This window comes from Microbacterium shimangi, from assembly GCF_043556445.1.
GTDB lineage: Bacteria > Actinomycetota > Actinomycetes > Actinomycetales > Microbacteriaceae > Microbacterium.
Genome location: NZ_JBIGII010000003.1, coordinates 550435 through 576813, shown reverse-complemented (window position 1 = coordinate 576813; position 26379 = coordinate 550435). Strand labels below are relative to the sequence as shown.

The 26379-nt window shown below is 70.4% G+C and carries 22 protein-coding genes; 12 read left to right on the top strand and 10 right to left on the bottom strand.

Annotation, left to right across the window (positions count from 1 at the left end; translation table 11 throughout):
- Nucleotides 1-69 precede the first annotated feature (69 nt).
- The 12 genes from allB to add (ACFXQA_RS04280) all read left to right on the top strand — a co-directional run bounded on the left by allB (nucleotide 70) and on the right by add (ACFXQA_RS04280) (nucleotide 13294).
- Nucleotides 70-1419 carry an allantoinase AllB gene (allB, locus tag ACFXQA_RS04335; RefSeq protein ID WP_394518569.1) on the top strand — a complete coding sequence of 450 codons (1350 nt, stop codon included), beginning with the start codon at nucleotides 70-72 and terminating at the stop codon, nucleotides 1417-1419.
- Nucleotides 1420-1428: 9 nt separating this feature from the next.
- Nucleotides 1429-2628 carry an acetamidase/formamidase family protein gene (locus ACFXQA_RS04330; RefSeq protein ID WP_394518568.1) on the top strand — a complete coding sequence of 400 codons (1200 nt, stop codon included), beginning with the start codon at nucleotides 1429-1431 and terminating at the stop codon, nucleotides 2626-2628.
- The gene (locus tag ACFXQA_RS04325) at nucleotides 2625-4220 is read left to right on the top strand and encodes an AtzH-like domain-containing protein (protein ID WP_394518567.1); all 1596 of its coding nucleotides are present in this window, start codon (nucleotides 2625-2627) and stop codon (nucleotides 4218-4220) included. Before ACFXQA_RS04330 ends, ACFXQA_RS04325 begins: the two co-directional genes overlap by 4 nt.
- A 19-nt stretch (nucleotides 4221-4239) precedes the next feature.
- On the top strand, nucleotides 4240-5481 hold the full coding sequence (locus ACFXQA_RS04320) for a pyridoxal-phosphate-dependent aminotransferase family protein (RefSeq protein ID WP_394518566.1): 1242 nt from the start codon (nucleotides 4240-4242) through the stop codon (nucleotides 5479-5481).
- Between the two features lie 3 nt (nucleotides 5482-5484).
- Entirely contained in the window at nucleotides 5485-6789 is a 1305-nt protein-coding gene (locus ACFXQA_RS04315; RefSeq protein ID WP_394518565.1) for an allantoate amidohydrolase, read from the top strand.
- A 138-nt stretch (nucleotides 6790-6927) separates the two neighbouring features.
- A complete protein-coding gene (locus ACFXQA_RS04310; RefSeq protein ID WP_394518564.1) occupies nucleotides 6928-8010 on the top strand; it encodes an ABC transporter substrate-binding protein in 1083 nt (360 codons plus the stop codon).
- Between the two features lie 30 nt (nucleotides 8011-8040).
- The gene (locus ACFXQA_RS04305) at nucleotides 8041-8856 is read left to right on the top strand and encodes an ABC transporter ATP-binding protein (RefSeq protein WP_394518563.1); all 816 of its coding nucleotides are present in this window, start codon (nucleotides 8041-8043) and stop codon (nucleotides 8854-8856) included.
- Nucleotides 8846-9682 (top strand): ABC transporter permease, encoded by an 837-nt coding sequence (locus ACFXQA_RS04300; RefSeq protein WP_394518562.1) that lies wholly within the window; start codon nucleotides 8846-8848, stop codon nucleotides 9680-9682. Before ACFXQA_RS04305 ends, ACFXQA_RS04300 begins: the two co-directional genes overlap by 11 nt.
- A complete protein-coding gene (locus ACFXQA_RS04295) occupies nucleotides 9679-10560 on the top strand; it encodes an ABC transporter permease (RefSeq protein WP_394518561.1) in 882 nt (293 codons plus the stop codon). Before ACFXQA_RS04300 ends, ACFXQA_RS04295 begins: the two co-directional genes overlap by 4 nt.
- A 48-nt stretch (nucleotides 10561-10608) precedes the next feature.
- Nucleotides 10609-11640: an adenosine deaminase gene (gene add, locus ACFXQA_RS04290; protein WP_394518560.1), complete on the top strand. Its 1032-nt coding sequence runs from the start codon at nucleotides 10609-10611 to the stop codon at nucleotides 11638-11640.
- Nucleotides 11641-11651: 11 nt separating this feature from the next.
- The gene (locus tag ACFXQA_RS04285) at nucleotides 11652-12257 is read left to right on the top strand and encodes a helix-turn-helix domain-containing protein (protein WP_394518559.1); all 606 of its coding nucleotides are present in this window, start codon (nucleotides 11652-11654) and stop codon (nucleotides 12255-12257) included.
- The gene (add, locus tag ACFXQA_RS04280) at nucleotides 12242-13294 is read left to right on the top strand and encodes an adenosine deaminase (RefSeq protein ID WP_394518558.1); all 1053 of its coding nucleotides are present in this window, start codon (nucleotides 12242-12244) and stop codon (nucleotides 13292-13294) included. Before ACFXQA_RS04285 ends, add (ACFXQA_RS04280) begins: the two co-directional genes overlap by 16 nt.
- Before the next feature lie 144 nt (nucleotides 13295-13438).
- Here add (ACFXQA_RS04280) and ACFXQA_RS04275 read toward each other — a convergent pair whose 3' ends face one another.
- The 10 genes from ACFXQA_RS04275 to ACFXQA_RS04230 form a co-directional block, all read right to left on the bottom strand.
- Complete coding sequence (locus ACFXQA_RS04275; RefSeq protein WP_394518557.1) at nucleotides 13439-14998, bottom strand: GMC family oxidoreductase; 1560 nt, start codon at nucleotides 14996-14998, stop codon at nucleotides 13439-13441.
- Between the two features lie 232 nt (nucleotides 14999-15230).
- Entirely contained in the window at nucleotides 15231-15845 is a 615-nt protein-coding gene (locus ACFXQA_RS04270; RefSeq protein ID WP_394518556.1) for a thiamine pyrophosphate-dependent enzyme, read from the bottom strand.
- Nucleotides 15842-16342 (bottom strand): thiamine pyrophosphate-binding protein, encoded by a 501-nt coding sequence (locus tag ACFXQA_RS04265; RefSeq protein ID WP_394518555.1) that lies wholly within the window; start codon nucleotides 16340-16342, stop codon nucleotides 15842-15844. Before ACFXQA_RS04265 ends, ACFXQA_RS04270 begins: the two co-directional genes overlap by 4 nt.
- Complete coding sequence (locus ACFXQA_RS04260) at nucleotides 16339-17742, bottom strand: NtaA/DmoA family FMN-dependent monooxygenase (protein WP_394518554.1); 1404 nt, start codon at nucleotides 17740-17742, stop codon at nucleotides 16339-16341. Before ACFXQA_RS04260 ends, ACFXQA_RS04265 begins: the two co-directional genes overlap by 4 nt.
- Nucleotides 17739-19250, bottom strand: coding sequence for an aldehyde dehydrogenase family protein (locus tag ACFXQA_RS04255; RefSeq protein WP_394518553.1), 1512 nt, complete (start codon nucleotides 19248-19250; stop codon nucleotides 17739-17741). The genes ACFXQA_RS04260 and ACFXQA_RS04255 overlap by 4 nt, the downstream gene beginning before the upstream one ends.
- Before the next feature lie 45 nt (nucleotides 19251-19295).
- Nucleotides 19296-20699, bottom strand: a complete 1404-nt coding sequence (locus ACFXQA_RS04250) for an amidohydrolase family protein (RefSeq protein WP_394518552.1) — start codon at nucleotides 20697-20699, stop codon at nucleotides 19296-19298.
- A gap of 72 nt (nucleotides 20700-20771) precedes the next feature.
- Nucleotides 20772-21854 (bottom strand): ABC transporter substrate-binding protein, encoded by a 1083-nt coding sequence (locus ACFXQA_RS04245; protein WP_394518551.1) that lies wholly within the window; start codon nucleotides 21852-21854, stop codon nucleotides 20772-20774.
- Between the two features lie 102 nt (nucleotides 21855-21956).
- Entirely contained in the window at nucleotides 21957-22550 is a 594-nt protein-coding gene (locus ACFXQA_RS04240) for a helix-turn-helix domain-containing protein (RefSeq protein ID WP_394518550.1), read from the bottom strand.
- 29 nt (nucleotides 22551-22579) lie between these two features.
- Nucleotides 22580-25384: a molybdopterin-dependent oxidoreductase gene (locus ACFXQA_RS04235; protein ID WP_394518549.1), complete on the bottom strand. Its 2805-nt coding sequence runs from the start codon at nucleotides 25382-25384 to the stop codon at nucleotides 22580-22582.
- Nucleotides 25381-26211, bottom strand: a complete 831-nt coding sequence (locus ACFXQA_RS04230; protein WP_394518548.1) for an FAD binding domain-containing protein — start codon at nucleotides 26209-26211, stop codon at nucleotides 25381-25383. Before ACFXQA_RS04230 ends, ACFXQA_RS04235 begins: the two co-directional genes overlap by 4 nt.
- Between the last annotated feature and the right edge of the window lie 168 nt (nucleotides 26212-26379).

The following is a 26379-nucleotide window of genomic DNA, read 5'->3' as shown; positions in this document are numbered from 1 at the left end:
TTCGGGCGCGGGACGAAAATGTTGCCCTGGGTAACATCCGGGAAACGCGGCGCGCATAGCGTGGGCGTCATGACCGCGTTCTCCGCCTCGCCCGCCTCGGTTGCCGCGAACCGCGTCTGGACGGGCGCGGCCTTCGAGCCGGCGACCGTGCGGATCGCCGACGGGGTGATCGCCGCGATCGACGTGTTCGACTCCCGCGCCGACCTCGTGCTCGACGACGGACGGATGCTGCTGCCCGGCCTGGTCGACTCGCACGTGCACCTCGACGAGCCGGGGCGCACCGAGTGGGAGGGGTTCGCGACGGGGACGGCCGCCGCTGCCGCCGGCGGCGTCACGACCGTGCTCGACATGCCGCTCAACAGCGTTCCCGTCACGACGAGCGTCGAGGCTCTTGCCGCGAAGCGCGCCGCGGCCGAGAGGAAGCTCGCGGTCGACGTCGGCTACTGGGGAGGCGCGGTGCCCGAGAACCTCGGTCGCCTCGCCGCGCTCGATGCCGCGGGCGTCGTGGGGTTCAAGTGCTTCCTCTCGCCGTCGGGGATCGACGAGTTCGGGCACCTCGACGCGGTTCAGCTCGAGGCGGCTCTCGGCGAGATCGCGCGGCTCGGCAGCATCCTGATCGTCCACGCCGAAGACCCTGCGCACCTGCACGCCGACGGCCCGCTCGGCGAGCAGTACGCCGACTTCGTCGCTTCTCGCCCGCCGCAGAGCGAGCTCGAAGCGATCGTCACCGTCATCGAGGCCTCCCGCCGCACCCGCGGGCGCGCCCACATCGTGCACGTCTCCGACGGCGGCGCGCTCGACGCGGTACGCGCGGCGAAGGCCGACGGCGTGCCGCTCACGGTCGAGACCTGCCCGCATTACCTGACGCTCCGGGCCGAAGACGTGCCCGCCGGAGCCGCGCAGTTCAAGTGCTGCCCGCCCATCCGCGACGCCGCGAACCAAGACCTGCTGTGGCAGGGAGTGCTCGACGGCACGATCGATGCGATCGTCAGCGACCACTCGCCGTCGACGCCCGACCTCAAGTCGTCGTCCGACTTCGGCCTCTCGTGGGGCGGCATCTCGGGTCTGCAGACCGGGTTCCGCGCGGTGTACACCGAAGCCCTCCGCCGCGGCATCGCGATCGAGCGACTGCTGCCGCTGTTCACCACCGGGCCGGCGCGCATCGGAGGCCTCGGCGGGCGGGGGCGTCTCGCCGCGGGCGAGCCAGCACATCTCGTCGCCTTCGATCCGGATGCCGCGCACCCGGTCGACGCGGCGAAGCTCGAGTACCGCAACAAGATGTCGCCCTGGCACGGGCAGACGCTCCGCGGGGCGGTCGAGGCGACCTACGTGCACGGCGGACTCGCGTACAGCGCCACCGACGGTGTCGCCGAACGTCGGGGCCGTGAGATCCTGGCCGAATCCGCGACCGAAGCCTGAGGGAGAACGATGACCGTCGAGATCCTCCAGCCCGGCATCGGCGCGACGCCCGGCGACCACTACCTCCGCTCGGCGCCCGACACCGTGCTGTGGGGCAGGCTTCCCTGCGAGACGGATGCGGCGGTCCTCACCATCTCGCCCGGTCAGACCGTCACGATCGACACCGTCTCGCACGAGGGCATCCTCGAGGACCAGGGCAAAGATCCGCGGGCGTTCTTCGCGTCGCACGGGGTGCCGGCGTCGGAGGTGCTCGATGATGCGGTCGAGATCGCCGCATCCGTCGCCCGCGACCCGGCCGTCGACGGCCCGCACGTGGTCACCGGGCCGATCCGCGTCGAGGGGGCGCGGCCCGGCGACCTGCTGAAGATCACGGTGGTGTTCCTCGTACCGCGGGTGCCGTACGGAGTGATCTCGAACCGCCACGGTAAAGGTGCCCTCGTGGGTGAACTGCCGCGGACTCCCGGCAACGTGAGCGTCTTCGCCCCGGTCGTCGAGCGCGACGGCCGACTGTACGGCGCGCTGCCCGTGGTCGAGGGCGGCGAGCCGGTCGTGACGTTCCCGCTCGCGCCGTTCCTCGGCACGATGGGGGTCGCCGTCGCCGGCGGCGCCCGACCCCACTCGGTGCCGCCGGGCTCCCACGGCGGCAACATCGACATCAACCTCCTCGTCGAGGGGACGGTGCTCTACCTGCCCGTGCAGGTCGACGGCGCACTGGCGTACATCGGCGACCCGCACTTCGCGCAGGGCGACGGCGAGGTCGCGCTCACCGCTCTCGAAGCCTCGCTGCGGGCGACGCTGCGGTTCGAGGTCGTCGCGCGCGACGAGGCTCTCGCCGAGTTCGGCGAGATCACCGGACCCCTCGTCCGCACCGACGAGTACCTGGTGCCGACCGGACTCGACCCCGATCTCGGCGCCGCGATGCGCGCGTGCGTGAGGGCGGCGCTGTCGCTGATCCGGGCGCGCTGGGGCCTCGACGAGCACCTCGCCTACGCGTACCTGAGCGCGGCGACCGACTTCGACATCTCGCAGGTCGTCGACATCGTCTCGGGCGTCCACGCCCGCATCCGCGAGGCCGACTTCGCCGCGGTGCCCCGCGCGGTGGTGTCGGGCGGAGGAGCCGGTGCCGACGTCGGAGCATCCCGGGCGGATCGTCCTACGACGGCGTCACCTCCTACGCCGGATGCGCCCGGCGCGGAGGCAGCGCGATGAGCGAGATACCCGCCGACCTGCGCGCGGCCTTCGAGGCGTACGAGAGCGCGCTCATGGTCGACGACGTCGCGGTGCTCGACGCTACCTTCGCGTCGGGACCCGACGTGATGCGGGGCGATGCTGCCGGACTCCTCGTCGGCGACGAAGCGCTGCTCGCGTTCCGCCGGCTGCGGGGAGGGGTGCCCGCGCGCACGATCGAGAGCATCGAATACCGCCCGCTCGCCCCCGACGTCGCCCTGCTCGTGTCGGTGTCGCGCTACCGCGGCGGAGGGTCGGGGCTGCAGACCCAGGTCTGGCAGCTCATCGACGGGAGCTGGCTCATCACGGCCGCCCACGTGACCGGTCGCGCCCAGGCGCTCGACCGCACGGTGTGGCGGAGCGTCGGAGACCCGTTCTTCCAGGGCGCGTGGGAGGGGCCGCTCGTCGGCCTCACCGTGGCGGTCAAAGACCTCTTCGCCATCAAAGGCTTCCGCATCGGGGCCGGGAATCCGACCTACCTCGAGGGCGCCCGCCCCGAGACCACGACCGCCGCCGCGGTCGCCGATCTGCTGCGCGGTGGCGCGTCGCTCCGCGGCATCGCGCGCACCGACGAGTTCGCCTATTCGATCGCGGGCGACAACCCGCACTACGGCACCCCGCCCAACGGCGCGGTGCCCGGCGCCCTTCCCGGCGGATCGTCGAACGGCCCGGCGTCGGCCGTGGCGACGGGCCAGGCCGAGGTCGGCCTCGCCACCGACACGGCGGGCTCGATCCGCGTGCCCGCGTCGTACCAGGGGCTCTGGGGTCTGCGCACGACCCACGGCCTCGTGCCGCGCCAGGGCCTGCTGCCGCTCGCGCAGTCGTTCGACACCGTCGGCTGGCTGACCCGTGACGGCGACACCCTGCAGCGGGTCGCCGACTGGTGCCTGAGCTACGACGGGTCGGAGTCGACCGAGAGCGTCTGGGGCGAGTCGACCACCGACCTGCCGTGGCGCTTCCGTGTGCCGACCGAGGTGCGGGCGAACGCCGACCCCGGCACGCTCGCCGCCTTCGATGCGCTCCTCGCCGCCCTCGCCGGCTCGGCCGACGCCCCCGCCGTCGACGACGTCTCGATCGGCGAACTCGACGCGCCGGCCGCGGCGTTCCGCGCGGTGCAGGGCGCCGAAGCGTGGCGCAACAACGGCGAATGGCTCACCGCGCACCCGGGTGCCGTGGGGCCGGCGGTCGCCGAGCGCTTGCGGGCAGGAGCCGCCGTGACGGCCGACGCCGAAGCATCCGCTCGCTCGTCACTCGTTCCGCTGCGCGCCCGCCTCGTCGATCTCGTGCGCGACGCGGTGCTGATCTTTCCGACGGCGCCCGGGCCCGCCCCGGCACGCACGGCCGAGCCCGCCGACGTCGATGCCACGCGGGCGGCGACCCTGCGCATGACCGTGCCCGCCGCCGTCGCCGGGCTCCCCGCCGTGTCGGTGCCGCTCCTCACCGTCGCCTCTCCCCTCGGCGACGCCCCGGTCGGCGTCTGCCTCGTCTCGCGCGCCGGCACCGACATCGCCCTCGTGCGCCTCGCCCGGCGCCTCGCCGCCGCAGTGCTCACCCGCACCGAACCCACAGCCTGACCTCTCGAACGGAGACACCATGAACCTCCCCGGTCCGATCGACCCACCCCCGCGCCTGCTCATGGGGCCCGGTCCGATCTCGGCGTACCCGAGCGTGCTGCGGGCGATGGGCGCGCCGCTCGTGGGTCAGTACGACCCGTTCATGACGGCGACGATGACCGAGACGCAGGAGCTCTACCGCCAGGTGTGGGCCACCGAGAACGACGCGACGGTGCTGGTCGACGGCACTTCGCGCGCCGGCATCGAGGCCGCGATCGTCTCGCTCGTGCGCCCCGGCGACCGCGTGCTGGTGCCGATCTTCGGCCGGTTCGGCCACCTGCTCGCCGAGATCGCCGAGCGGGCGCTCGCCGAGGTGCACACGATCGAGGTGCCGTGGGGCGAGGTGTTCCCGGTGTCGGCGATCCGCGAGGCCATCGAGCGCGTGAAGCCGCACCTGCTCGGCCTCGTGCAGGGCGATACCTCCACCACGATGCTCCAGCCGCTCGACGAGATCGGCGAGATCTGCCGCGCAAACGGCGTGCTGTTCTACACCGACGCGACCGCCTCGCTCGGCGGCAACGAGTTCGAGATGGACGCCTGGGGGCTGGATGCGGCCACCGCCGGACTCCAGAAGTGCCTCGGCGGCCCGTCGGGTTCGGCGCCGATCAGTCTGTCGGGCGCGGCGGTGGAGGTCATCCGGTCGCGCGCGCGTATCGAGGCCGGCATCCGCGAGGCGGGCGACCCCTCAGCATCCGACTTCGTGCGATCGAACTACTTCGATCTCGGCATGATCCTCGATTACTGGGGCCCCCGGCGACTCAACCACCACACCGAGGCGACCACGATGCTCTACGGGGCGCGGGAATGCGCACGGGTGCTGCTGCTCGAGGGCCGCGCGGCCGTCATCGCCCGTCACCGTCTGCACGGTGACGCGATGCTCGCCGGTGTGCGCGGGCTCGGGCTCACCGTCTTCGGCGACGTCTCGCACAAGATGACCAACGTCGTCGGCGTCGAGATTCCCGAGGGGGTACCCGGAGACGCGGCGCGCGCCGCGATGCTCGAAGACTTCGGCATCGAGATCGGCACGTCGTTCGGCCCGCTCCACGGTCGGGTGTGGCGCATCGGAACCATGGGCTACAACGCCCGCACCGACGCGGTGCTGCAGACGCTCGCCGCGCTCGAGACGGTGCTGCGCCGATTCGGCGTCGCTGTTCCGGCCGGCGGCGGGGTCGAAGCGGCGGCCGACGTCTACGCCGGTACCGACCTCCCCGGGGGCGACTGAGGCGTGCAGACCCGACTCGAGGTCGATTCCGAGCGCATCGTGGCGGCCGCGCGCCGGGTGATGCAGCGCTGCGACGAACTCGCCCGCGTGACGGCCACCCCCGGACGGATCGAGCGCGTCTACCTCTCGACCGAGCACGCCCGCGTGAACCGGCTCGCGGCCGAGTGGATGCGCGAGATCGGCATGACCACGCGACAGGATGCTGCGGGAAACCAGATCGGGCGGCTCGACCCTGCCCGGTCGGCGACCGTGGGTACAGGCTCAGGCGCCGGTCCGGCGCTCATGATCGGGTCGCACCTCGACACCGTTCCCGACGCCGGGCGGTTCGACGGCATCGTCGGCGTTCTGATGGGCCTCGAAGTGGTGCGGATGCTGCGAAGCATCGGCGACGACGGGCTCGCCTCGTCGCCCCTCCCGTTCGCGTTGGAGGTCGTGGCGTTCTCGGACGAAGAGGGGACCCGCTTCGGCAAAGCCCTCCTGGGTTCCTCGGCCGTCGCCGGCACCTGGAACGACGATTGGTGGCGCCTCGCCGACGCCGACGGGGTGACCCTTCGCCAGGCGTTCCTCGAGTTCGGGCTCGACCCGGGGCGGATCGGCGAGGCCGCCCGGCGACCCGACGAACTGGTCGGCTACCTCGAAGCCCACATCGAGCAGGGGCCAGAGCTCGACCGTCGCGGCGAGTCACTCGCGGTCGTGTCGTCGATCGCGAGCGCCCGGCGGTTCCAGCTCGTGGTCGAGGGCGAGGCCCGGCACGCCGGCGGCACCCCCTACGACATGCGCCGCGACGCGCTCTTGGGAGCGAGTGAGATCGCCCTGGCCGTCGAGCGGATCTGCCGCGGCGAGCACCACATCGTCGGCACCGTCGGTCAGCTCGAGGCGTTCCCCGGGGCGGTCAACATCGTGCCAGGGGAAGCCCACCTGTCGGTCGACCTGCGCGGAGAGTTCGACGGCGAGCGCGACCGGGTCTGGGACGCGATCGCGCGCGAAGCCGACGAGGCGATGGGGCGGAGAGGCCTTCGCTGGCACGCGCGCGAGGTGCACAACGCCCCCGCCGTGTTCTGCGCGCCGCTTCTGCAAGACGTGGTGCGCGCCGGCATCCGCGGCTCCGGCGAAGTGCCCGAGATCTTCAGCCGCGCGGGGCACGACGCCATGGCCATGGGCGCCATCACCGACGTCGGCATGCTGTTTCTGCGGAACCCCGACGGCATCAGCCACCACCCCGACGAGGCGGTCTCGGCGTCCGACGTCGCCGCGGGCATCCGGGCGCTCGCCGAGTCGGTGCTGCACCTCGCCGCCGAGCCCCGCTGATCTCGCACTCGTAACGGCGGCGAAACATCGCGCCAGTGTTCGTGAAATCTACATCGCCTACCGTCGACCACACGCGCAGTGTCGAGGCCCTGGACGAGCGCGTTCCTACCCGATGCACCACGTTCGTCTGGAGAGCCCATGTCCTTCCTTTCCCCGCGGCGCGCCAAGCGCGCAGCCGCAGCCCTCGCCGGGATCGCCATCGCCGCCGTCGCCCTGACCGCTTGCGCGGGCGGTACGACCGAGGGCGCCCCCGCCGATGAGGCCAGCGCCGGCGCAGCCGAAGGCTTCGGCGAGATCACCCTTCAGCTCAGCTGGATCTTCAACGAAGAGTTCGCGGGCGAGTACCTCGCCACCGAGAACGGCTACTACGAAGAGGCCGGCTTCGACGCGGTCAACCTCGTCCCCGGACCCTCGGGCGGCGTTCCCGAGCTGCTCGGCGGAACCGCTGACATCGCCCTCAGCGACGCTGTGCAGGTCGGCGCCGCCGTGGCGAACGAGAGCGCCCCGTTGAAGATCATCGGCGCGACCTTCCAGGCCAACCCGTTCACCGTCTTGTCGCTCGAAGACGGCGGCAACATCGCGAGCCCCGACGACCTGAAGGGCAAGAAGATCGGTGTGCAGGATTCCAACCTGACGCTGTTCAACGCGCTGCTGGCCGCGAACGACATCGATGCCTCCGAGCTCACCATCGTCCCGGTGCAGTACGACCCGGCCCCGCTGGTCAACGGCGAGGTCGACGGCTTCATCGCCTACCTCACCAACGAGGCCATCTCGGTCGAGATGGAGGGGCTGGCGACGACCAACCTCCCGTTCGCCGAGAACGGTCTGCCGTTCGTCGCCGAGACCGTGACGACCACCGACGAGGCGATCGCGAACAACCGCGAGATGCTCAAGGCCTTCCTGGTCGCCGAGATCAAGGGCTGGACCGACGCCCTCGCCGATCCTCAGGCGGGCGCCGACCTGGCGATCGAGACCTACGGTGTCGACCTCGATCTCGACCCGGCCAAGACCCTCGCCGGTTCCGAGGCGCAGAACCTGCTCGTCGTGTCCGACGAGACCGAAGAGAACGGTCTGTTCACGATCTCCGACGACCTGCAGGCGACGACGATCGACAGCCTCGCCGGCGCGGGGATCACGCTCGAAGCATCCGACCTGTTCGACCTCAGCCTGCTGGCCGAGGTCTACGAAGAGAACCCGGACCTCATCGCCTACGCGGGCTGAGATCCTTTCTGGAGTAATACTGTGACCGATATGGCCACCCAGACCGGTGCCCAGGGGACGACCCTGGGCACCGGCCTGCAGATCACCGAACTGAACAAGGTCTTCAGCGTGGGGCGCAAGAGCGTCGTCGCGTTGCAGGACGCCAACCTGCACACCGATCAGGGCACCTTCCTCGCCCTGCTGGGTCCGTCGGGTTGCGGCAAGTCGACGATCCTGCGGATCCTCGCGGGCCTCGAAGACCCCACCAGCGGCACGACGCGCGTCGACGGGAAGAGCCCGAAAGAACTTCGTCGCGGCAACGAGCTCGGCATCGCGTTCCAAGACTCGGCGCTCCTGCCGTGGCGGAGCGTGCAGTCGAACATCCAGCTGCCGTTCGAGGTCGCAGGCAAGCCCGTCGACAAGGCGTACGTCGCCGAGATGATCGACCTCGTCGGGCTCAAGGGTTTCGAGAAGGCCAAGCCGGCACAGCTGTCGGGCGGTATGCGCCAGCGCGTGTCGATCGCCCGATCGCTCATCATGAAGCCGTCGGTGCTGTTGTTCGACGAGCCGTTCGGCGCACTCGACGACATGACCCGGCAGAAGCTCAACCTCGAGCTGCTGCGCATCTGGACCGAGAAACCCGCAACGACCCTCCTCGTGACGCACGGCATCTCGGAGGCGATCTTCCTCTCCGACCAGGTCGCCGTCATGAGCCCGCGTCCTGGCCGGATCAAGGAGGTCATGACGATCGACCTCCCGCGTCCTCGCACGCCCGAGATGATGCGCAGCCCCGAGTTCCACGCGTACGTCGACCACGCGCAGGAGTTGCTGTTCGGTGCCGGGGGCGCCGCCGCCGATGACCACTGAACTGGCCAGACCGCGCACCGTCCAGTGGGAAGACGTCAAACTCCCGGCCTGGCTCACGGGCGCCATCGGAGTGGCCGGCATCATCGCCGTCTGGTGGATTCTGGCGGCGACGGTGTTCTCGAACGTCGGTCCGGGCGGGGTGCAGGCCATCCCCACCCCGCTGCAGGTGGTTGTGGAGTACGCCGACACCGGGTGGGAGTTCTACGCCCGCAACTTCGGCATCACCCTGACCGAGGCCGGAATCGGCTATCTGTGGGGCAACGGGCTCGCGCTCGTGCTCGCCGGGCTCGTGCTCGTCGTCCCCCGCCTCGAGGGCGTCGTCATGCAGATCGCGATCATCACGTATTGCATCCCCATCGTCGCGCTCGGTCTGCTGCTCACGGTCATCGTTCCCATCCCGACCGCGGGCCAGCCGTCGACGACGGCGGTCATTCTCGCCGCCCTCAGCTGCTTCTTCACCACCGTCGTCGGGGCGCTCCTCGGCCTCAAGGCCGCCGACAAGTCGAGCCTCGACCTCATCACGGTCTACGGGGGGTCGCGACTGACCCAGCTGCGCAAGGTGCGCCTCATCGCGGCACTCCCGGCGATGCTCAACGGCCTGCAGATCGCCGTTCCCGCCGCCTTCCTGGGTGCAGTGCTGGGCGAGTTCTTCGGCAAGATCACCGTGGGCGTCGGCCCGGCCATGATCGCCGCCCAGCAGGCTCTCAACTCGGCGCGCGTATGGGACATCGCGCTGGCCTCGGGAGCGGTGGCTTTGATCGGCTACGCGCTTCTCGGTCTCGTCTCTCGCGCCGTGGCGCCCTGGTCGAAGGGAGTATCCCGATGACCATGGAAACCCTGCCCGGCGCCACCGTCGCCGGATCGGCCGAATCGTTCGCGAAGCTGAACGCGGAAATTCGTCGAGAAACGACGAAGTCGACGGTTCGCGCCCTCAGCCGAGCGCTCCTCACTTTCGCTCTCACCATCGTCGCGGTGATCGTCATCTGGGTCGGCGCGCTGTGGCTCTTCCGGGTGTCGGCCTATGTGGGCAAGGGGCCGATCGAGGTCTGGAACTTCCTCGTCACGGTTCCCAACGCCGAGGCGAACCGCGCGCAGCTCTTCGGGCAGCTCGGCGTGACGCTCGGGCACGCGTTCGTCGGATTCGCTGCCGGGCTCGCGGTCGCGCTGGTCGTGGCCGTCGTGTTCCAGCTGAGCAAGGGCATCGAGAACGCGCTGATGCCGATGGCCATGCTGCTGCGTTCGGTGCCGCTCGTCGCGATGGCGCCCGTCATCATCCTCATCTTCGGCCGCGAGTTCGCCTCGGTTGCCGTCATCGGCGGCATCGTCGTGCTCTTTCCCGCGCTCGTGAACATCGTGTTCGGCCTCAAGTCGGCGTCGCCGCAGATGAACGACCTCATCTCGGTCTACGGCGGCAACGCATGGACGCGGCTGCGCAAGGTCGCCCTGCCCAGCTCGTCGCCCGCGTTCTTCGCGGCCGTGCGCATCTCGGTGCCCGGCGCCATCACCGGTGCCCTCCTCGCGGAGTGGCTCGCCGTGGGCGGCGGCATCGGCGGGGCCGTCGGCGGTTACATCGCCGGAGCGCAGTTCTCCGCGGTATGGACCGCGGTCGTGCTCGTCACCGGCACCGCGCTCATCCTCTACAACCTCGTGCAGATCGCCGAGTCGGTGATCCTTGCCCGCATGGGCATGGCCGACCGCTCCTGACATGTTCGCCCGACTTCACAGCATCCGTCCGCCCGAAAGGACACCCGCATGACCACGCTGAGCGACTTCGCCTTCGGCCTGCCCAAAGCCGAGCTGCACCTGCACCTCGAGGGGACTCTCGAACCTGAGCTGAAGTTCGCGCTGGCCGCGCGCAACGGCATCGAACTCGAGGAGAAGACCGTCGAGGCGGTCAAGGCGACCTACGACTTCACCGACCTGACGAGCTTCCTCGCGGTCTACTACCCGGCGATGAACGTGCTGCAGACGGCCGACGACTTCCACGACCTGGCGTGGGCCTATCTGCTGCGGGCGAAGGAGCAGGGCGTCGTGCACGCCGAGATGTTCTTCGACCCGCAGGCGCACACCAGTCGTGGAGTGCCGTTCGAGAACGTGATCGGCGGCTACCGGCGCGCGGCGGTGCGCGCGCAGGACGAGCTGGGCATCAGCGCCGAGCTGATCCTCTGCTTCCTCCGCGACTTCTCGGCCGAGTTCGCGATGGCGACCCTCATGGAGGCGCTGCCCTACCGTGCGTGGATCATCGGGGTCGGTCTCGACTCCGACGAGCGCGACAACCCGCCGGGCAAGTTCGCCGCCGTCTTCGCGCGCGCCAAGGCTGAGGGGTTCTTCCTCACGATGCACTGCGACATCGACCAGGTCGGCTCGGTCGACAACATCCGCGCCGTCATGGAGCAGATCGGGGTCGACCGGATCGACCACGGCACGAACATCGTCGAAGACCCCTCACTCGTCGCCCTCGCGAAGGAGCGCGGGCTCGGGTTCACGACCTGCCCCGTGTCGAACTCGTTCGTGACCGAGCAGATGAAGTCCGACGAGATCGTCGGGCTACTGCGCGAGGGCGTGCGCGTGACGATCAACTCCGACGACCCGGCCTACTTCGGCGCCTATGTCGGCGACAACTACGTCGCTCTCGCCGAGAAGGCAGAGCTCTCGCTCACCGACCTCGTGCAGCTCGCCGTGAACTCCTTCGAGGCGTCGTGGCTCACCCCCGCGCGTCGGGCGGCGTACGTCGCAGCCGTTGAGGACTATGCGGGCGAGCACGGAGTGGCGCTGCCCGCCTGAGGCCGACCGACATGACGACGATCGTCGCCGCGGGCGCGCAGGAGGAGCGGGCAGCGAGCCTGCGCCTGGGCGCCCACATCCGGCGTCTTCGTCACGCGCGGGGAATGACGCTGGTGCGACTCGCCGATGCGACCGACCTGTCGCACCCGTTCCTCAGCCAGCTCGAGCGCGGACTCGCGCAGCCCAGCCTGTCGACCCTTCGCCGCGTCGCCCTCGCACTCGAGACGAGCCCGATCGAGCTCATCGCTGCCGCCGATGCCCCCGACGGTGAGGCGTCGGAGGTCGAGGTGCACCGTTCCGACGAGCGACTCGTGGCCGACGGGTTCGCTGCCGCGCCGGCGCGCACCCTCGCCCACGGCACGCGACCGATGCATCCGCTCGAGGTCGCGGGCGACAACGTCGACCCCGGCGAGGCCTTCGTGCACGCCGAAGACGAGTTCGTCTACGTGCTGGCGGGCGCGGTGCGCGTCGACCTCGCGGGCGACCTGCTCACGCTGGGGCGCGGCGACTCGGTGTACTACCGCGGGGGTGTCGCCCACCGGTGGTGGTCGGCGACCGGCGACGATTACCGCCTGCTCGTGGTGAAGCAGGGACCGAGCGGATGGACGCGCGAATGATCTCGTACCCCGACTACCTGCAGCTGCTGCCGAAGACCGAGCTGCACTGCCATTTCGTCTCGACGATGGATGCGGCGCTGTTCGTCGAGCTCGCCGAGAAGCACGGCGTGGAGCTGCCGTCGAGCGACCCGGCGACGCTGTTCGACTTCGACGACCTCGTCGACTTCCTCGTGGCGTTCCGGTACGCCCACGACGTGATCCGCGACCCCGACGACTTCGAGCGGGTCGCCTACGACGGCGTGCGCTCCGCGGTCGCCGACGGCAACCTCCGCTACCGCGAGTACTACGTGAACCCGCAGTACTTCGCCGAGCGGGGCCTGTCGTACCCGCAGGTGATCGACCCGATCATCGCCGGGCTCGAACGCGCCGAGCGCGACTTCGGCGTAGGGTTCCGGATCGTCGTGGCGATCAACCGCCGCGATTCGGCGGAGTCAGCGATCGAACTGGTCGGCCAGATCCTCGCCCACCCCCGCCCGCAGGTGGTCGGGCTCGGCCAGGACGACCTCACGCCCGAGAGCACCGAAGACCCGACCCGCTTCGCCGAGGCCTACCGCCTCGCCGGCGGCCATGGCCTGAAGCTGACCGCGCACGTCGGAGAGACCGACGCGGCGACCCCGGCCAACGTGCGCGACGCCATCGAGGTGCTCGGCTGCGACCGCCTCGACCACGGATACCGCATCGTCGACGATCCCGCTGTCGTCGCGCTCGCGCTCGAGCGGGGGATCGGCTTCGCGGTCACGCCGGTGTCGACCACGATCTGCTCGGGCTGGACGCTCGACCCCGCCCACCGCATCCGCCGCATGATCGATGCGGGGCTTCCGGTGGCGGTCTCGACCGATGACGCGATGTTCTTCCGCACCGACCTCGGCCGCGAGTACCGCGAAGGTCTGTTCGCCCTGGGGATCGACGCCGAGACCGCGAAGCAGATCTCGCTGAACGGTATCGACGCGGCGTTCTGCGATGAGGAGCAGAAGCGGATGCTGCGCGCCGACTTCGCCGCGCACTTCCTCGCGCTCGACGCGCTGCTCGAGCCGTAGGCGCGCCAACGCTTCGACAGGCCCGCTCAGCAGCATCCGCTCGCCCCTGAGTGGCAGCACGAGCGGAGGAGAATTCAGCTTCGGAGGGCGGATGCCGCGCCCCCGGCCCTCCGGACGTGAATTCTCCTCCGAAGCTGCCGCGCCTCAGGCTCGCAGCAGGTCGGCCGCCTTCTCGGCGATCGCGACCGTCGGTGCCTGGGTGTTGGAGGTCGGGATGCGGGGCATGACCGAGGCATCGGCGATCCAGAGACCCTCGAGTCCGCGCACACGCAGCGACGGGTCGACCACGGCGAGATCGTCGGTGCCGATGCGGGCCGTGCCCGAGCAGTGGAAGAAGGTGCCGATGTTCTCGCGCACGAAGCGCACCTTCGCCGCGTGATCGAGGCCGAGCGGCGGGGTGATCGGCCCGTCGGCCAGGTCGGCGTAGGCGGAGGCGGCGACCAGGTCGTGCACCGCGTCGACCGCCTCGACCATCGCCGCGAGATCTTTCGGGTCGGCGAGGTAGTTCGGGTGGATGTCGGCCGCCGCGGCAGGGTCGGCCGAGCGCACGCGCACCCATCCGGTGCTGCGCGAGCGGTAGAGCCCGGGTACCAGGGCGAACACCCGGTTTCCGGCGAGATCGTGCGCGGCGTGCAGCGCCTCGTCGCCGCGGGAGCCGTGCGCGATGACGGTGTGGAGGTCGGGCCCGTCTTCGGCGTGGGTGCTGCGCCAATTCACCATCGCGCCGCCGCCGTTGCCGATCACCGGGCCGAGATCGGCGTGTGAGCGGAAGTTCATGCCGAGGATGAGCGGGTGGTCCTGGAAGTTCTCACCCACGCCGGGTAGGTCGTGCACCGGTGCGATCCCCGCTGCGGCGAGGCGCGCGGGGTCGCCGATGCCCGAGAGCTGCAGCAGGCGAGGGGTGTCGAGGGCGCCCGCGGCCAGCACGACCCGCGCGGCCGACGTCTCGACGAGGTCGCCGTCGACGACGTGCCGCACCCCCGTGACGACGCCGCCGGTCAGGGCGAGCCCGTGCACGGCGCTGCCGACGAGCACGTGGAGGTTCGGTCGCTCACGCGCCGGCTCGAGGTAGCCGCGGGCGGTGCTCCACCGCTCGAAGGCGCCGTCGGGGCCGACGATCGCGTTGTAATCGGCGTAGACCGCCCCCTCGTTCGAGGCGGCGTTGGCGTCGTCGAGCACCGGCAGTCCGCGCTCGGCCGCCGCGGCGACGAGGGCGTCGGCGATCGGGTGCACCTCGGCGAGCGGACCCACCCGCATCGGCCCGTCGGTGCCGCGGAACGCGGGGTCGCCGCCCGCGCGCGTCTCGGAGCGGCGGAAGTACGGCAGCAGGTCGTCGTAGCCCCACCCGGTGGCCCCGGCGGCGGCCCACGCGTCGTAGTCGGCGCGGTTGCCGCGGTACCAGAGCATCGCGTTCGTGCTCGAGCTGCCGCCGAGCACCCTCCCGCGCGGCATCGCGAGAGATCGGCCGAGCACGTGCTCGGTGGGCGTCGATCGGTAGCCGTAGTCGTAGGGTCCGCCGATCATGGCGTCCCAGCGGGCGGCGTCGAGAACCTCGCGCACCCCGCTGTGGTCGGGCCCCGCTTCGATGAGCAGCACCCGCCGGTCGACCTCTTCGGAAAGGCGGGCGGCCAGGACGCATCCGGCTGCCCCACCGCCGACCACGATGACGTCGTACTCGGGCGCCGGCGCGGTCACCATCGGCATGGTCGCCCCCCTCGCCGCGCCCATGTCCCACTTTCCGCAACGATCCGCTCATTTTCTTGCCGAAATTGGGACACGCCCCCGAGCCATGTCCCATTTTCCGCAACGATTGGCCCATTTTCTTGCGGAAAGTGGGACATGGATGCGGCGGACAGGGCGGGCAGGGGGAGCACCGTGGACAGGGCGGACAGGGGGAGCACAGCGGGTGCGGCGGACGCCGCAGACGGGGCGGGCATCAGTTGTGCTCGCTGGGGCCCATGATCGTCACGCTCTCGGTCGCCTCGACGTGTCGCACGAAGATGTACTTGTCTTCGCGCCCGTCGGAGTGCTTGCGCTTGATCCCCGGCTCCAGGATGCCGTCGGTCTTCGCGACGACGATATAGGGAACGGATGCTGCGAGGCCGGCCGCGCAGTGCGCGTCGAACTCCTCGAGGGTCGCGGCGGTGTACGCCTGGTCGACGCCGGCGCCCCGCGCGATCGCGGCGAGGTCGACGCGGCCTTTCGCGGTGTGAGTGGCCGGGCCGCCGATGGACTGGTACTGCTCGTTGTCCCAGACGACGATGAAGAGGTTCGCCGGCTGCTCGTTGCCGAGGGTCGCGAGGATGCCCAGGTTGAACAGCATCCCGCCGTCGGTGTCGAGCGAGACGATGCGGCGGTGTGGCAGCCCGACCGAGAGACCGAAGGCCTCGGGGGTGACGCAGCCGAGCTGCTGCTGGAACAGGCTGGCGTTGCGCATGTGCGGGGCGGCGTTGTACCACTCGTCGACGGCGCCGCCGAGAGACAGGATGACGAGTTCGTCGGCGAGACGCGCACCGAGCAGTTTCATGGCTTCGAATCGGGAGTAGCTCATCGGACGAGGCCCCCTCCGAGGACGATTGCAGCGTGGTAGTACGAGGCGTAGGCCGTCTCGTAGGCGTTGACGACGGCCTGCTCGATCTCTTCGACGTCGTGCACGATCGTGTAGGGCGTGCGGAGTGCCTGCAGCAACGGCTCCATCGTGATGCCGTGGGGGATCGCCCACCAGTTGTTCTCGCCCAGCTCGCCGCGGTAGCTCATGATCATCACGACCGGGATGCCGGCGCCCAGCCCCATGCGGGCCAGGTGCTCGGTGGCGGCGCGGAGTCCGGAGTTCTCCATCACGAGCACGGCGCGTTTGCCCGAGAGGAAGACCCCGCCGGCGATGGCCGCGCCCTCGCCCTCGTTCGTGACGGGGATCGTGCGGATGTCGGGGTCGGCGTCGAGGGCCGGGTACAGCTCTTTGAGGAGCGAATCGGGGAGGTAGGTCGCGACGCTCACCCCGGCCCTTTTCAGGCCGCGGATGACCGCTTCGACGGCATCGGCTCTCATGCGGTGGGTGCTCCAATCGGGGGAAGGTCGTCGGCGGCGCGGGCCGACAGCCCGTGCGCGCGGTGGGTCGGGGCGAGGCGCGGAGCGCCCGAGAAGCGTTCGCGCAGCGTGGATGCTGCGGCATCATCCGCCCGCCCGCGCTCCACGAGGATCGGCAGCACCAGGTCGATGAACGCGCGGTAGGCGCCGGGGCCCCCGAAGGTCGGCTCGAGCATGATGCCGTCGATGCCCGATCCGTCGACGATGCGCTCGATCTCGTCGGCCACCTCGACGGGCGATCCGGTGACCTGGAACCCGCGGATGGCCTTGGTGCGGAACTGGTCGAGGATCTGCCCGACGCGCATCTCGGGGTCTTGCCGGGCGTAGCGCTGGACGAGCGTCTGCCCGAGGTCGGTCTTGAGGTCGACCACGCGGGTGTCGGGGTCGAGGCCCGTGAGGTCGAGACCGGTGATGCCCGCGAACATGACCGCGGCGTCGTCGATGCCGAGCAGGTTCTCGTACTCGGCGCGCAGCATCCTGGCCTCTTCCGAGGTCGGTGCCACGGTCACGGTCATGCCCGTGACCACGGCGATGTCGTCGGCCGCGCGGCCGTTCTTCACGGCCTGCTCGCGGATGTCGTCGACGTGGGCGGCGGCCGAGGCGATCGTCTGGCCCTGGATGAAGACGGCCTCGGCGTTGCGGGCCGCGTACGCGCGTCCCCGGTCGGAGGTGCCGGCTTGGAAGAGCACGGGGGTGCGCTGCGGGGTCGGCGGCACGGCGAAGATGCCCCGGGAACGCTGGAAGCGACCCTCGACTTCGACCGGACGCAGCTTCGCGGGGTCGGCGTAGACACCGGTCGAGCGGTCGCGCACTTCGGCGTCGTCGTCCCAGCTGTGCTCCCAGTACCGCAGGCAGGTGTCGAGGAAGGCGTCGGCGGCGTCGTAGCGCTCGTCATGGGTGAGCTGCTCGGTGACCCCGAAGAGTTCGTCGGTCGTCGCCTGCGAGCTGCCGGTGACGATGTTCCACCCGATGCGTCCGCCGGTGAGGCGGTCGAGCGTCGCGAAGCGCCGGGCCGTGGCGTAGGGCCGCTCGACGGTCGTCGGCGACGTCACGACGAATCCGAGGTTCGACGTTTCGCGCGCGAGGGTGGCGATCGCGAGCATCGGATCGAGGGCGGGGAACTGGATGCCGTGGGCCGCCACCTCTTCGGGCATGCGGCCGTCGAGCGTGGCGTAGCCGTAGGTGTCGGCGAAGAACAGGAAGTCGAATCCCGCCGCGTCGAGCTCGCGGGCGAGCCCGACCCAGTAGTCGAGGTCGTCCCAGTCGTCGCCGCGCCCGCGCGGGTCGGTCCACGTCGGCATGCCGTTGTTGGGGTTCATCATCTCGAAGACCCCGAGTTTGATCCGCCTGGTCGCAGTCACAGCACCATCACCACCGTCTTCGTCTCGAGATAGTTCTCCAGCCCCTGGGCGCCGTTCTCGTAGCCCCAGCCCGACTCCTTGTGGCCGCCCTTGGGAAGCTCGGGGCCGAGGAAGGAGTGGCAGTTGACCCATACGGTGCCCGCCTGAAGTCGCGCTGCGACGCGGTGGGCGTCGCTGAGCCCCTCGGTCCAGACGCTCGCGGCCAGGCCGTAGGGGGAGTCGTTGGACCACCCGATCACCTCGTCGAGGTCGTCGAACGGCGTGACGACGGCGACGGGCCCGAAGATCTCTTCGCGCATCAGCCGCATGTCGGCGCGGACGTCGGTGAGCACCGTCGGCGCGAAGAAGGTGCCGGCGTCGCCGCCGCGCTCGCCGCCGGTGACGACGGTGGCGCCCTGGCTGCGTCCCTCGTCGATGAAGCCGGCGACGCGCTCGGCCTGCGCGAGGCTGACGAGCGGCCCGAGGTCGGCGTCGGGGTCGAGGCCGTGACCGAGGCGCAGCTTCTCGCCGGCCGCGGCCATGCCGTCGACGACCTCGCGGTAGACCGAGCGGTGGGCGTAGACGCGGGCGCTCGCCACGCACACCTGGCCACCGTTATCGAAGATGCCGCGCGAGATGCCGTCGATCGCGGTCGGGAGGTCGGCATCGGGCAGCACGAGCGCGGGCGACTTGCCGCCGAGCTCGAGGGTGAGGCGTTTCAGGCTGCCGGCGGCGGTCGAGACGAGCCGCTTGCCGACCGCGGTCGATCCGGTGAAGGCCACCTTGGCGACCCCGGGGTGCTCGACGACCGCCTGGCCCGCCTCGCCGCCGAAGCCCGTGACGATGTTGACGACCCCGGCGGGAACGCCCGCCTCCTGCAAGAGGCGCCCGAGATACAGCGCCGTGAGCGAAGTGTTCTCGGCGGGTTTGAGCACGATGGTGCACCCGGCGGCGAGTGCCGGGGCGAGCTTCATCGCCGTCATGATGAGCGGGGAGTTCCAGGGGACGATCGCGCCCACCACCCCGACCGGTTCGCGCCGCGTGTAGGCGAAGACCTCTTTACCCGGGGGTGTGCGGCTGAGCGAGGTCGGGATCGTCTCGCCGAGGATCTTCGTCGGCCAGCCGGCGTAGTAGCGGAACTGGTTGATCGCCGCGGGCACCTCGCCGAAGCGGGAGGTGCGGACGCTCTTGCCCTGGTCGAGGGTCTCGAGCTCGGCAAGGTCGTCGAGGTGCTCCTGCATGACGTCGGCGATGCGCCACAGCAGAGCGCCCCGATCGGCGGGGCGCATCTTGGCCCACTCGGGGGAGTGCAGGGAGTCGGATGCTGCGGCGACCGCCGCGTCGACATCGGCTCCGGTGCCGCGGGCGACCCGGGCGAGCGTTTCACCGGTCGCGGGGTCGAGCGTGGCGAAGGTGGAGCCGTCGGCGGCGGGCGTCCAGCGGCCGCCGATCAGCAGGCGACCCGGCTCGTCGGCGAGGAACGCGGCGACACGCTCGCGCAGTGCGACGCGGGTGATCTCGATCGTCATGGGGTTCTCCGTCGGGTTCGGTGGGTCGAGGGTACGAAGGTCCTGTTACGGGCGATCGTCGCTCGCGTGTCCGTCGTGGAAGAGACCGGTCGGGTCGTCCTGCGCGTCGAGCCAGGCGGACCGCCGGGCGAAGAGGTCGGGCACCAGCGAGCGCACCCGGTCGATGATCTCGCCGAGGTCGGCGTTGACGAGTCTTCCGTCACGCACGACGACGTCGCCGTCGACCATGGTGAGATCGACGTCGGAGCCGCGCACCGCGTGCACCAGGTTGTGGTGGATGTTCGCGTACCCGCCCGAGGGCAGGAGCGGTGTCATGCGGGGGGTGTCGGTGCGTACCGCGACCAGGTCGGCCTTGAATCCGGGGGCGATCGCGCCCATATCGGCGCCGCGCCCGATGGCGGCAGCGCCGCCCCGGGTCGCCATCTGCAGCACCTGCCACGAGTCCATCGCCGCAGCATCCATCGTCCGGAGCTTTCCGAGAAGCGAGGCGACCTTCATCTCCTCGAACATGTCGAGGTTGTTGTTCTCCTTCTCGCCGTCGGTGCCGAGGCCGACGTTCACACCGGCGGCGAGCATCTCGTGGATGGGGGCCATGCCGCTGGCGAGCTTCATGTTCGACACCGGGTTGTGCGAGACGCCGACGCCGCGCGAGGCGATGAGGTCGACTTCGGCCTGATCGAGCCAGACGGCGTGGGCGATCATCGCGCGGGGGGTGTCGAAGAACCCGATCTTCTCGAGGGCGAACATGGGTCGCACGCCGTAGCGCGAGACGAAGTCGGCCACCTCGATCTCGGCCTCGCTGCAGTGGGTGTAGATGCCGGTGTCGTATTCGTTCGCCAGCGAGATCGCGCGGCGCTGGCCGGCATCGTCGGCGTAGAACGGGTGCTCGAGGCCGACCCACGGCATGATCCGGCCGTTCGCGGCTCCGGTCCACTGCTTCAGCATCCGCTCGTTGTCGTCGAGGGTGTCGAAGTAGTCGAAGTCGGGGTGCTCGCCGACGTAGTTGACCGTGACGAGGCGATTGCCGAGGGTGGATGCGGCGCGCGCGGCGCCGTCCATGTACCGCCACATGTCGACGACGGTGGTGGTGCCCGAGAGCAGCCCCTCGGCGTAGCAGAGCCAGGCGGCGGCCTCGGCTTCTTCGGGGCGCAGCACCCGGTGCATCGGGTCGATGTGCAGCCGCAGCCACTCCCACACCGGCAGGTGCTCGGCGGTTCCGCGGAGCATTCCCGAGTGGTGGTGGGCGTTGACGAGGCCCGGCATCAGTACCCGATCGGGCAGATCGATGCGCGCCGCCCCCGGATAGCGGGCATCGAGTTCTTCCCGCGGCCCGACCTCGACGACCGCGTCGCCCTGGACGGCGACGGCGGCGTTCTCGAGCACGCGGCGCTCGTCGTCCATCGTCAGCACGATGTCGGGAGTCAGCAGGATGGTGGGGGTGACGCTCATGGGTGGTTCCTCGGTCGGATGCTGGCGGGAGGTGAGGCCGGGCCGGGGAGGGGGGATCCCCGGCCCGGGGCTTCAGCGCTGGGCGTCGACGAGGGCGGGGTTCGCCTCGTAGACCTCGTCCAGCAGGCTCAGGTCGAACAGGTCGGCCGCGGTCAACTCGTAGCCCGACGTGGCGAGGCTGGCCAGGGTCTGCTCCTGCAGGTCGTCCGAGATCGTGAAGAGCCCGTTCGCCGCGGTCTCGTCCGAGACCACCAGGAGTTCCGCCTGCGCGGTGGCGCTCGCGGTGGAGCTCTCGATCTGGAGGCCGAGGTCGGTGCCGTACTCGTCGACGGCCAACTGCGCGCCCACGCTCGGGTCGGCGACGGCGTCGGTCCAGCCGCGCACTTCGGCTTCGAGGAACGCCTTGAGCGCGTCGCGCCGGGTGGCGATCATCTCGTCGGTCGCGGTGATGACGTGCCCGACGAACGGCAGGCCGTTGTCGGCGAAGAGCAGGTCGGTGACTTCGATCCCCTGCAGTTCGATGGCGACGGACTGGCTCGTGACGAAAGCGATGAGGCCGTCGACCTCGCCGGTCGTCAACGGTGCCGGGTCGTACTGCACCGGAACGATGTCGACCTCGGAGGTCTCGATGTCGTTGGCGGCGAGGAACGCCTCGAAGACGGCGCGGTTGGAGTCCTGCACGCCGATCTTTTTGCCGATCATGTCTTCGGGGGTCGTGATGTCGGCGCCGTCGGCGAGCGACGCGATCGTGAACGGGTTCTTCTGGAAGGTCGCACCGATGACCTTGAGGGGTGCGCCTTCGTTCGCGACCGCGGCGCCGACCGACAGCGCGTCGGTGAGCGAGAGGTCTGCGGTGCCCGACAGCAGTTCGGGCACGCCGCTCGACGGACCGGGCACCAGCTGCACCGAGGTGAGCCCGGCGTCGGTGAAGTAGCCCTCGGCGTCGGCGATGAGTTCGCCCGACCACTCCTCGTTGAGGATCCAGCTGAGCTGCACGGTGAGTTCGCCGAGGTCGCCGCTCTCGGCGCCGTTCTCAGCGGAGGTCTCGGTGGGGCCGGATGCTGTGCCCCCGGCGCACGCCGACAGCAGCAGGGCGCCGACGGCGACGGCCGCTCCAGCGGCGAGGCGGCGGAGGTTCGATCGAGTCGGAGTCATGCAAGCGATAGTAAATAACTATCATTGATTGCAAATAGCGATCGCGTTACCGCTGTGTTTCTAGAAGCTGTGTTTCCAGACGCTGTGATCCTTCGGGCGGGCTCAGGGCTTTCGGTCGCCGACGGCGTAGACCAGAACGATCCGCACGGGGTCGTCTCCCACGACCGACCACCGGTTGCGCAGCGCCCCCGGGTGCGCGATGGCGTCACCGGCGCCGAGCTCCCACTCACCGCGGCCCTCGATCGTGACGGTGATGCGTCCGGCGACGACGTACACCGTGAGATCGCCGTCGGACTCGAACCAGTCGCCCATGTACTGGCCGGGTTCGATGCGGTACTCCTGCACCGTCGCCCCGCGCGCGTCGGCCGACGAGATGACGCGGTGCGTGCCGGCGTTCACGACGTCGGCGATCGGCGCCCACGGCCCGCCGTCGGCGCGGGAGAGGTGGATCACCTCGGGCTCGGGCATCGCGGGCAGCAGCTCCGACGGTGAGATGCCCAGGACCTTCGCGATCCGGTAGAGCGTGGCGAGCGACGGCATGGTCTGCCCGTTCTCGATCGTGCTCAGGAACGGTTGGCTGATGTCGGCCGCCGTCGCGAGGGCTCGCATCGACAGCTTCCGCGTGGTGCGCGCCTCGCGGATCGCGCGACCGAGCGACTGCCCGATGAAGGCGTCGTCGGTGGGTGTCTCGGGCACCCGCCCAACGATAGGTGGTGTCGCGACGCTCATTCGATGCCCTGCGCCAGCCGCCACACGCGGTCGCGCGAGAACGGCTGCTCGAAACCGCGGGTGCCGAGCGCGCGGGCGATCGCGTTGCCGACCGCGGGGGCGACCGGGTTGTACGGCGATTCGCTCATCGATTTCGCCCCGAACGGACCCACCGAGTCATCGGTGTCGGCGAGATACACCTCGGTGTCGGGGATGTCGGCGAACTGCGGCACCCGGTAGGTGCGGAACACCGGGTTCTCTATGCGCCCATCGGGTTGGATGTAGACCTCTTCGTACAGGGCGCTGCCGTAACCCTGGGCGACGCCGCCCTCGATCTGACCGCGGCACTGGGCGGGGTTCATCACGAACCCCGCGTCGGCGGCGTGCACCGATTGCAGCACCTTCACGGTGCCCGTCTCGACGTCGACGGCGACGCGCACCGCGTGCACGTTGAACGCCAGCGAGCGCAGGTCGCCGTGTTCGGCCCCCTCGACGCGCAGCCCTTCGGCGGAGCTCTCGGGAGCCGCATCCAGAATCTCGTCGAAGAAGACCAGTCGTTCGCCCACCCGCACGCCCGCGGTCTCGAGCACCGCTTCAGCGGCACCCGAGCCGGCGATCTCGGCCGCGAGCTGCAGCATCCGCTCGCGGAGGGCGAGGGTCGCGGCGTGCAGGGCCTTACCGGCGACGGTGATACCCGCCGAGGCGAAGGCTCCGGTGTCGTGGGCCACGAGGTCGGTGTCGGCGCTCTGCAGCTCGATCCGGTCGAAGGAGGCGGCGAGGTCGGATGCGGCGATCTGCCGCAGCACGGTGGTGGTGCCGTTGCCGAACTCGGTCGTGCCGGCGCGCAGCAAGAAGGTGCCGTCGGGGCGGAGCGTGGCCGAGGTGTGCGCGATGTGGCCGCGCGGCGCCATCGTGGCGATCATCGCGATCGCCATGCCCTCGCCCACGCGCCAGTTCGCCCCCGTCGGTGGGGTGGCGCCGTTGCCACGGCGTAGCGCCGACTGCGCGAGATCGAGGCACTGGTCGAGGCCGTAGCTGCCCCAGATCATGTCTTCGTCGTAGCGGTCGTTCTTCTCGGAGTGCAAGGGATCGCCCTCGCGGACGGCGTTGATGCGCCGAAGCTCGAAGGGGTCGATGCCGAGGCGCTCGGCGAGCATGTCCATCGCCGATTCCACGCCCAGCATCACCTGGCCGAGTCCGTAGCCGCGGAAGGCTCCGGACGGCACGTTGTTCGTGTAGACCGCCTCGGCGTCGATGCGGCGCACGGGGCAGCGGTAGACCGTGGTCGACTCGGCCACCCCGTGGAACATCACGCCGATCGCATGATTGCCGTAGGCGCCCGTGTCGCTCAGCACGTCGACCTTCATCGCCGTGAGAACGCCCTCAGCGGTCGCGCCCAGACTCACCGACACCCGCATCGGATGCCGCACCGACGTGCGCTGGAACTCGTCGGTGCGCGAGAGCTCGTACGCCACCGGTCGCCCCGTTCGCAGCACCGCGAGGGCGACGAGGTCTTCGGCGAAGATCTCCTGCTTCCCGCCGAATCCGCCGCCGACGCGCGCGGTCAGCACCCGCACCCGCGACGGGTCGAGGTCGAAGAGTCGGGCGATCTCGTCGCGGGCGAGGAACGGAACCTGGGTGCTCGCGCGAATGACGAGACGGCCGTCATCGTCGAGCCACCCGACGGCGCCGTGCGTCTCGAGCTGCGCGTGCGAGACGCGGGCGTTGCGCCAGACGCCGCTCACGCTCACGGCGCTCGCCGCGAGCTCGGCGTCGGCATCGCCGCCCTGCTCATCGTGCAGGGCAACGACCACGTTGCGGTCGGCCTCGGCCACGCGATCCTCGGGCGTGCGATCGGCGTGCAGAAGCGGGGCGCCGGGGCGCCGCGACTCCTCGGGATCGAACACCGCGGGCAGCACCTCGTACTCCACCCGGATGGCCCGGCAGGCGGCTTCCGCCGCCGTCGCGGTCTCGGCGACGACCGCTGCGACGCGCTGGCCGATGAAGCGCACGGTGTCGTCCAGCATCCGCGTGTCGTCGGGGTCGTCGGTGCGATGTTCGTGGCGTCCCGTCGAATACCGGGTGGTGGGCACGTCGTCGTGCGTGAAGACCTCGACGACACCGGGGATGCTGCGCGCCGCCGTGGTGTCGATCGACACGACGCGGGCGTGCGCGTGAGGGGAGCCGAGCACCCGGAGCGTCAGTGCGCCCGGCACGGGCGCGTCGAAGGTGAACGGCTCGAGCCCCTGCACGATCTGCCGTGCTGCGGGGGGAACGGCGGAGGTGCCGACGCCGCTCTCGGCCCCGGTGCTTGCGCTCCCGGTCCCCGTGCTTGCGCTGTCGGTTCCTGAGCGTGTCGAAGGGGCCGGCCGCCCGGTTTCGCGCACCGGTCCGAGCACCGATTCGGCGATGGCCTCGCGGATCGGGCGGTAGCCCGTGCACCGGCAGAGGTTGCCCTTCATGTGCCGGTGCAGGTCGGGCAGGTCTTCGGCCGTGAGCGTCGAGGCGGTGACCGACATGCCGGCGGTGCAGAATCCGCACTGGAATCCGAAGCCGGTGGCGATCGCTTCTTGCACGGGGTGGAGGTCGCCGCCGGGGGCGAGGCCCGCCGCGGTGGTCACCGCGGCGCCCTCCACGCGCATCGCGGGAATGATGCACGAGTGAACGGGCGACCCGTCGAGGATCACCGCGCAGGCGCCGCAGTCGCCCGCGTCGCAGCCCTTCTTCACGTCGGTGTGCCCGTGCTCGCGCAACAGGGTGCGCAGCGATTGCCCCGCACGGGGATCGGCGTTCACCTCGGCGCCGTTGACTTCGAACTTCATGCGCGTTGTCCCTGAGCTTGGAGAAGGGTCGTTCGGATCCGCTCGGCGAGCACGATGCTGACCCCTCGACGCCAGTCGGCGGAGCCGAGGGGATCGGAGTAGTACCGGGATGCTGCGCCCACCGCGTGCGCGAGGGTCTCAGCATCCGGAAGCTCGCCGAACCGCAGCACCGTCGGCGCCTCGGTCGCCGCGGTGATTCCGAACACGCTCGCCCCGTCGGGGTCGATGCGGCCGGTGACCACGGCGCCCGAGCGGCCGAGTTCGGCGAGGGCGATCTTCTGCAGCAGCATGTGGGAACGCAGGGCGTGGTCGGGGATGTCGATGGCGCGGAGCACCTCGCCGCGGGCGAGGGCGTTCTCGGCGTTCCCCGTCACCAGTTCGGCGACGGCGACGCGGCGCTCGCCGCCGTCGGGCGTCCAGACGATCGCCGTGGCGTCGAGGCCCGCGGTGAACGAGGTCAGCGAGCCCGCCGCGAACGACTGGCAGATGTTGCCCCCGACGGTGGCGGTGTTCCAGATCTTGAAGCTCGCGAGCAGGGCGTTGGCAGCATCCGGGATGATCCGGGTCGCCCGCCAGTGCGGCGGCGCCTCCGTCTGGGCCCAAGCTGCGAATCGCGCGATCGTGCACGTCGCCCCGATGCGGAGGCCCTCTGACGTGATCTCGAGATCGGGCCAGCCCATCGTGGTGAGGTCGACGAAGCCGGTGGTGCCGGGCTGCGGTTCGCTCATCAGCCACGTGCCGCCGCCGAGGAAGGCTTCGCCTGGTGCGAGTGCGAGGTCATCGCGCGTGCGAGCGCGGCGGAAGCTCGTGACGGTGTTGATGTCCACGGCGCGCCCTTCTCGTGTGCGGTGCCGTCAGTCAATCACCCGCGGATTACTCGAATGTTTCTTAGGTCAACATCGAGAGATCGGTGTCTCGGGGGCGGCCTGAGCCGAGCGGTCCCTGAGGCTTGTCGAAGGGTCCGCTGTACGCCCTTCGCGGGCGCATCCTCTCCT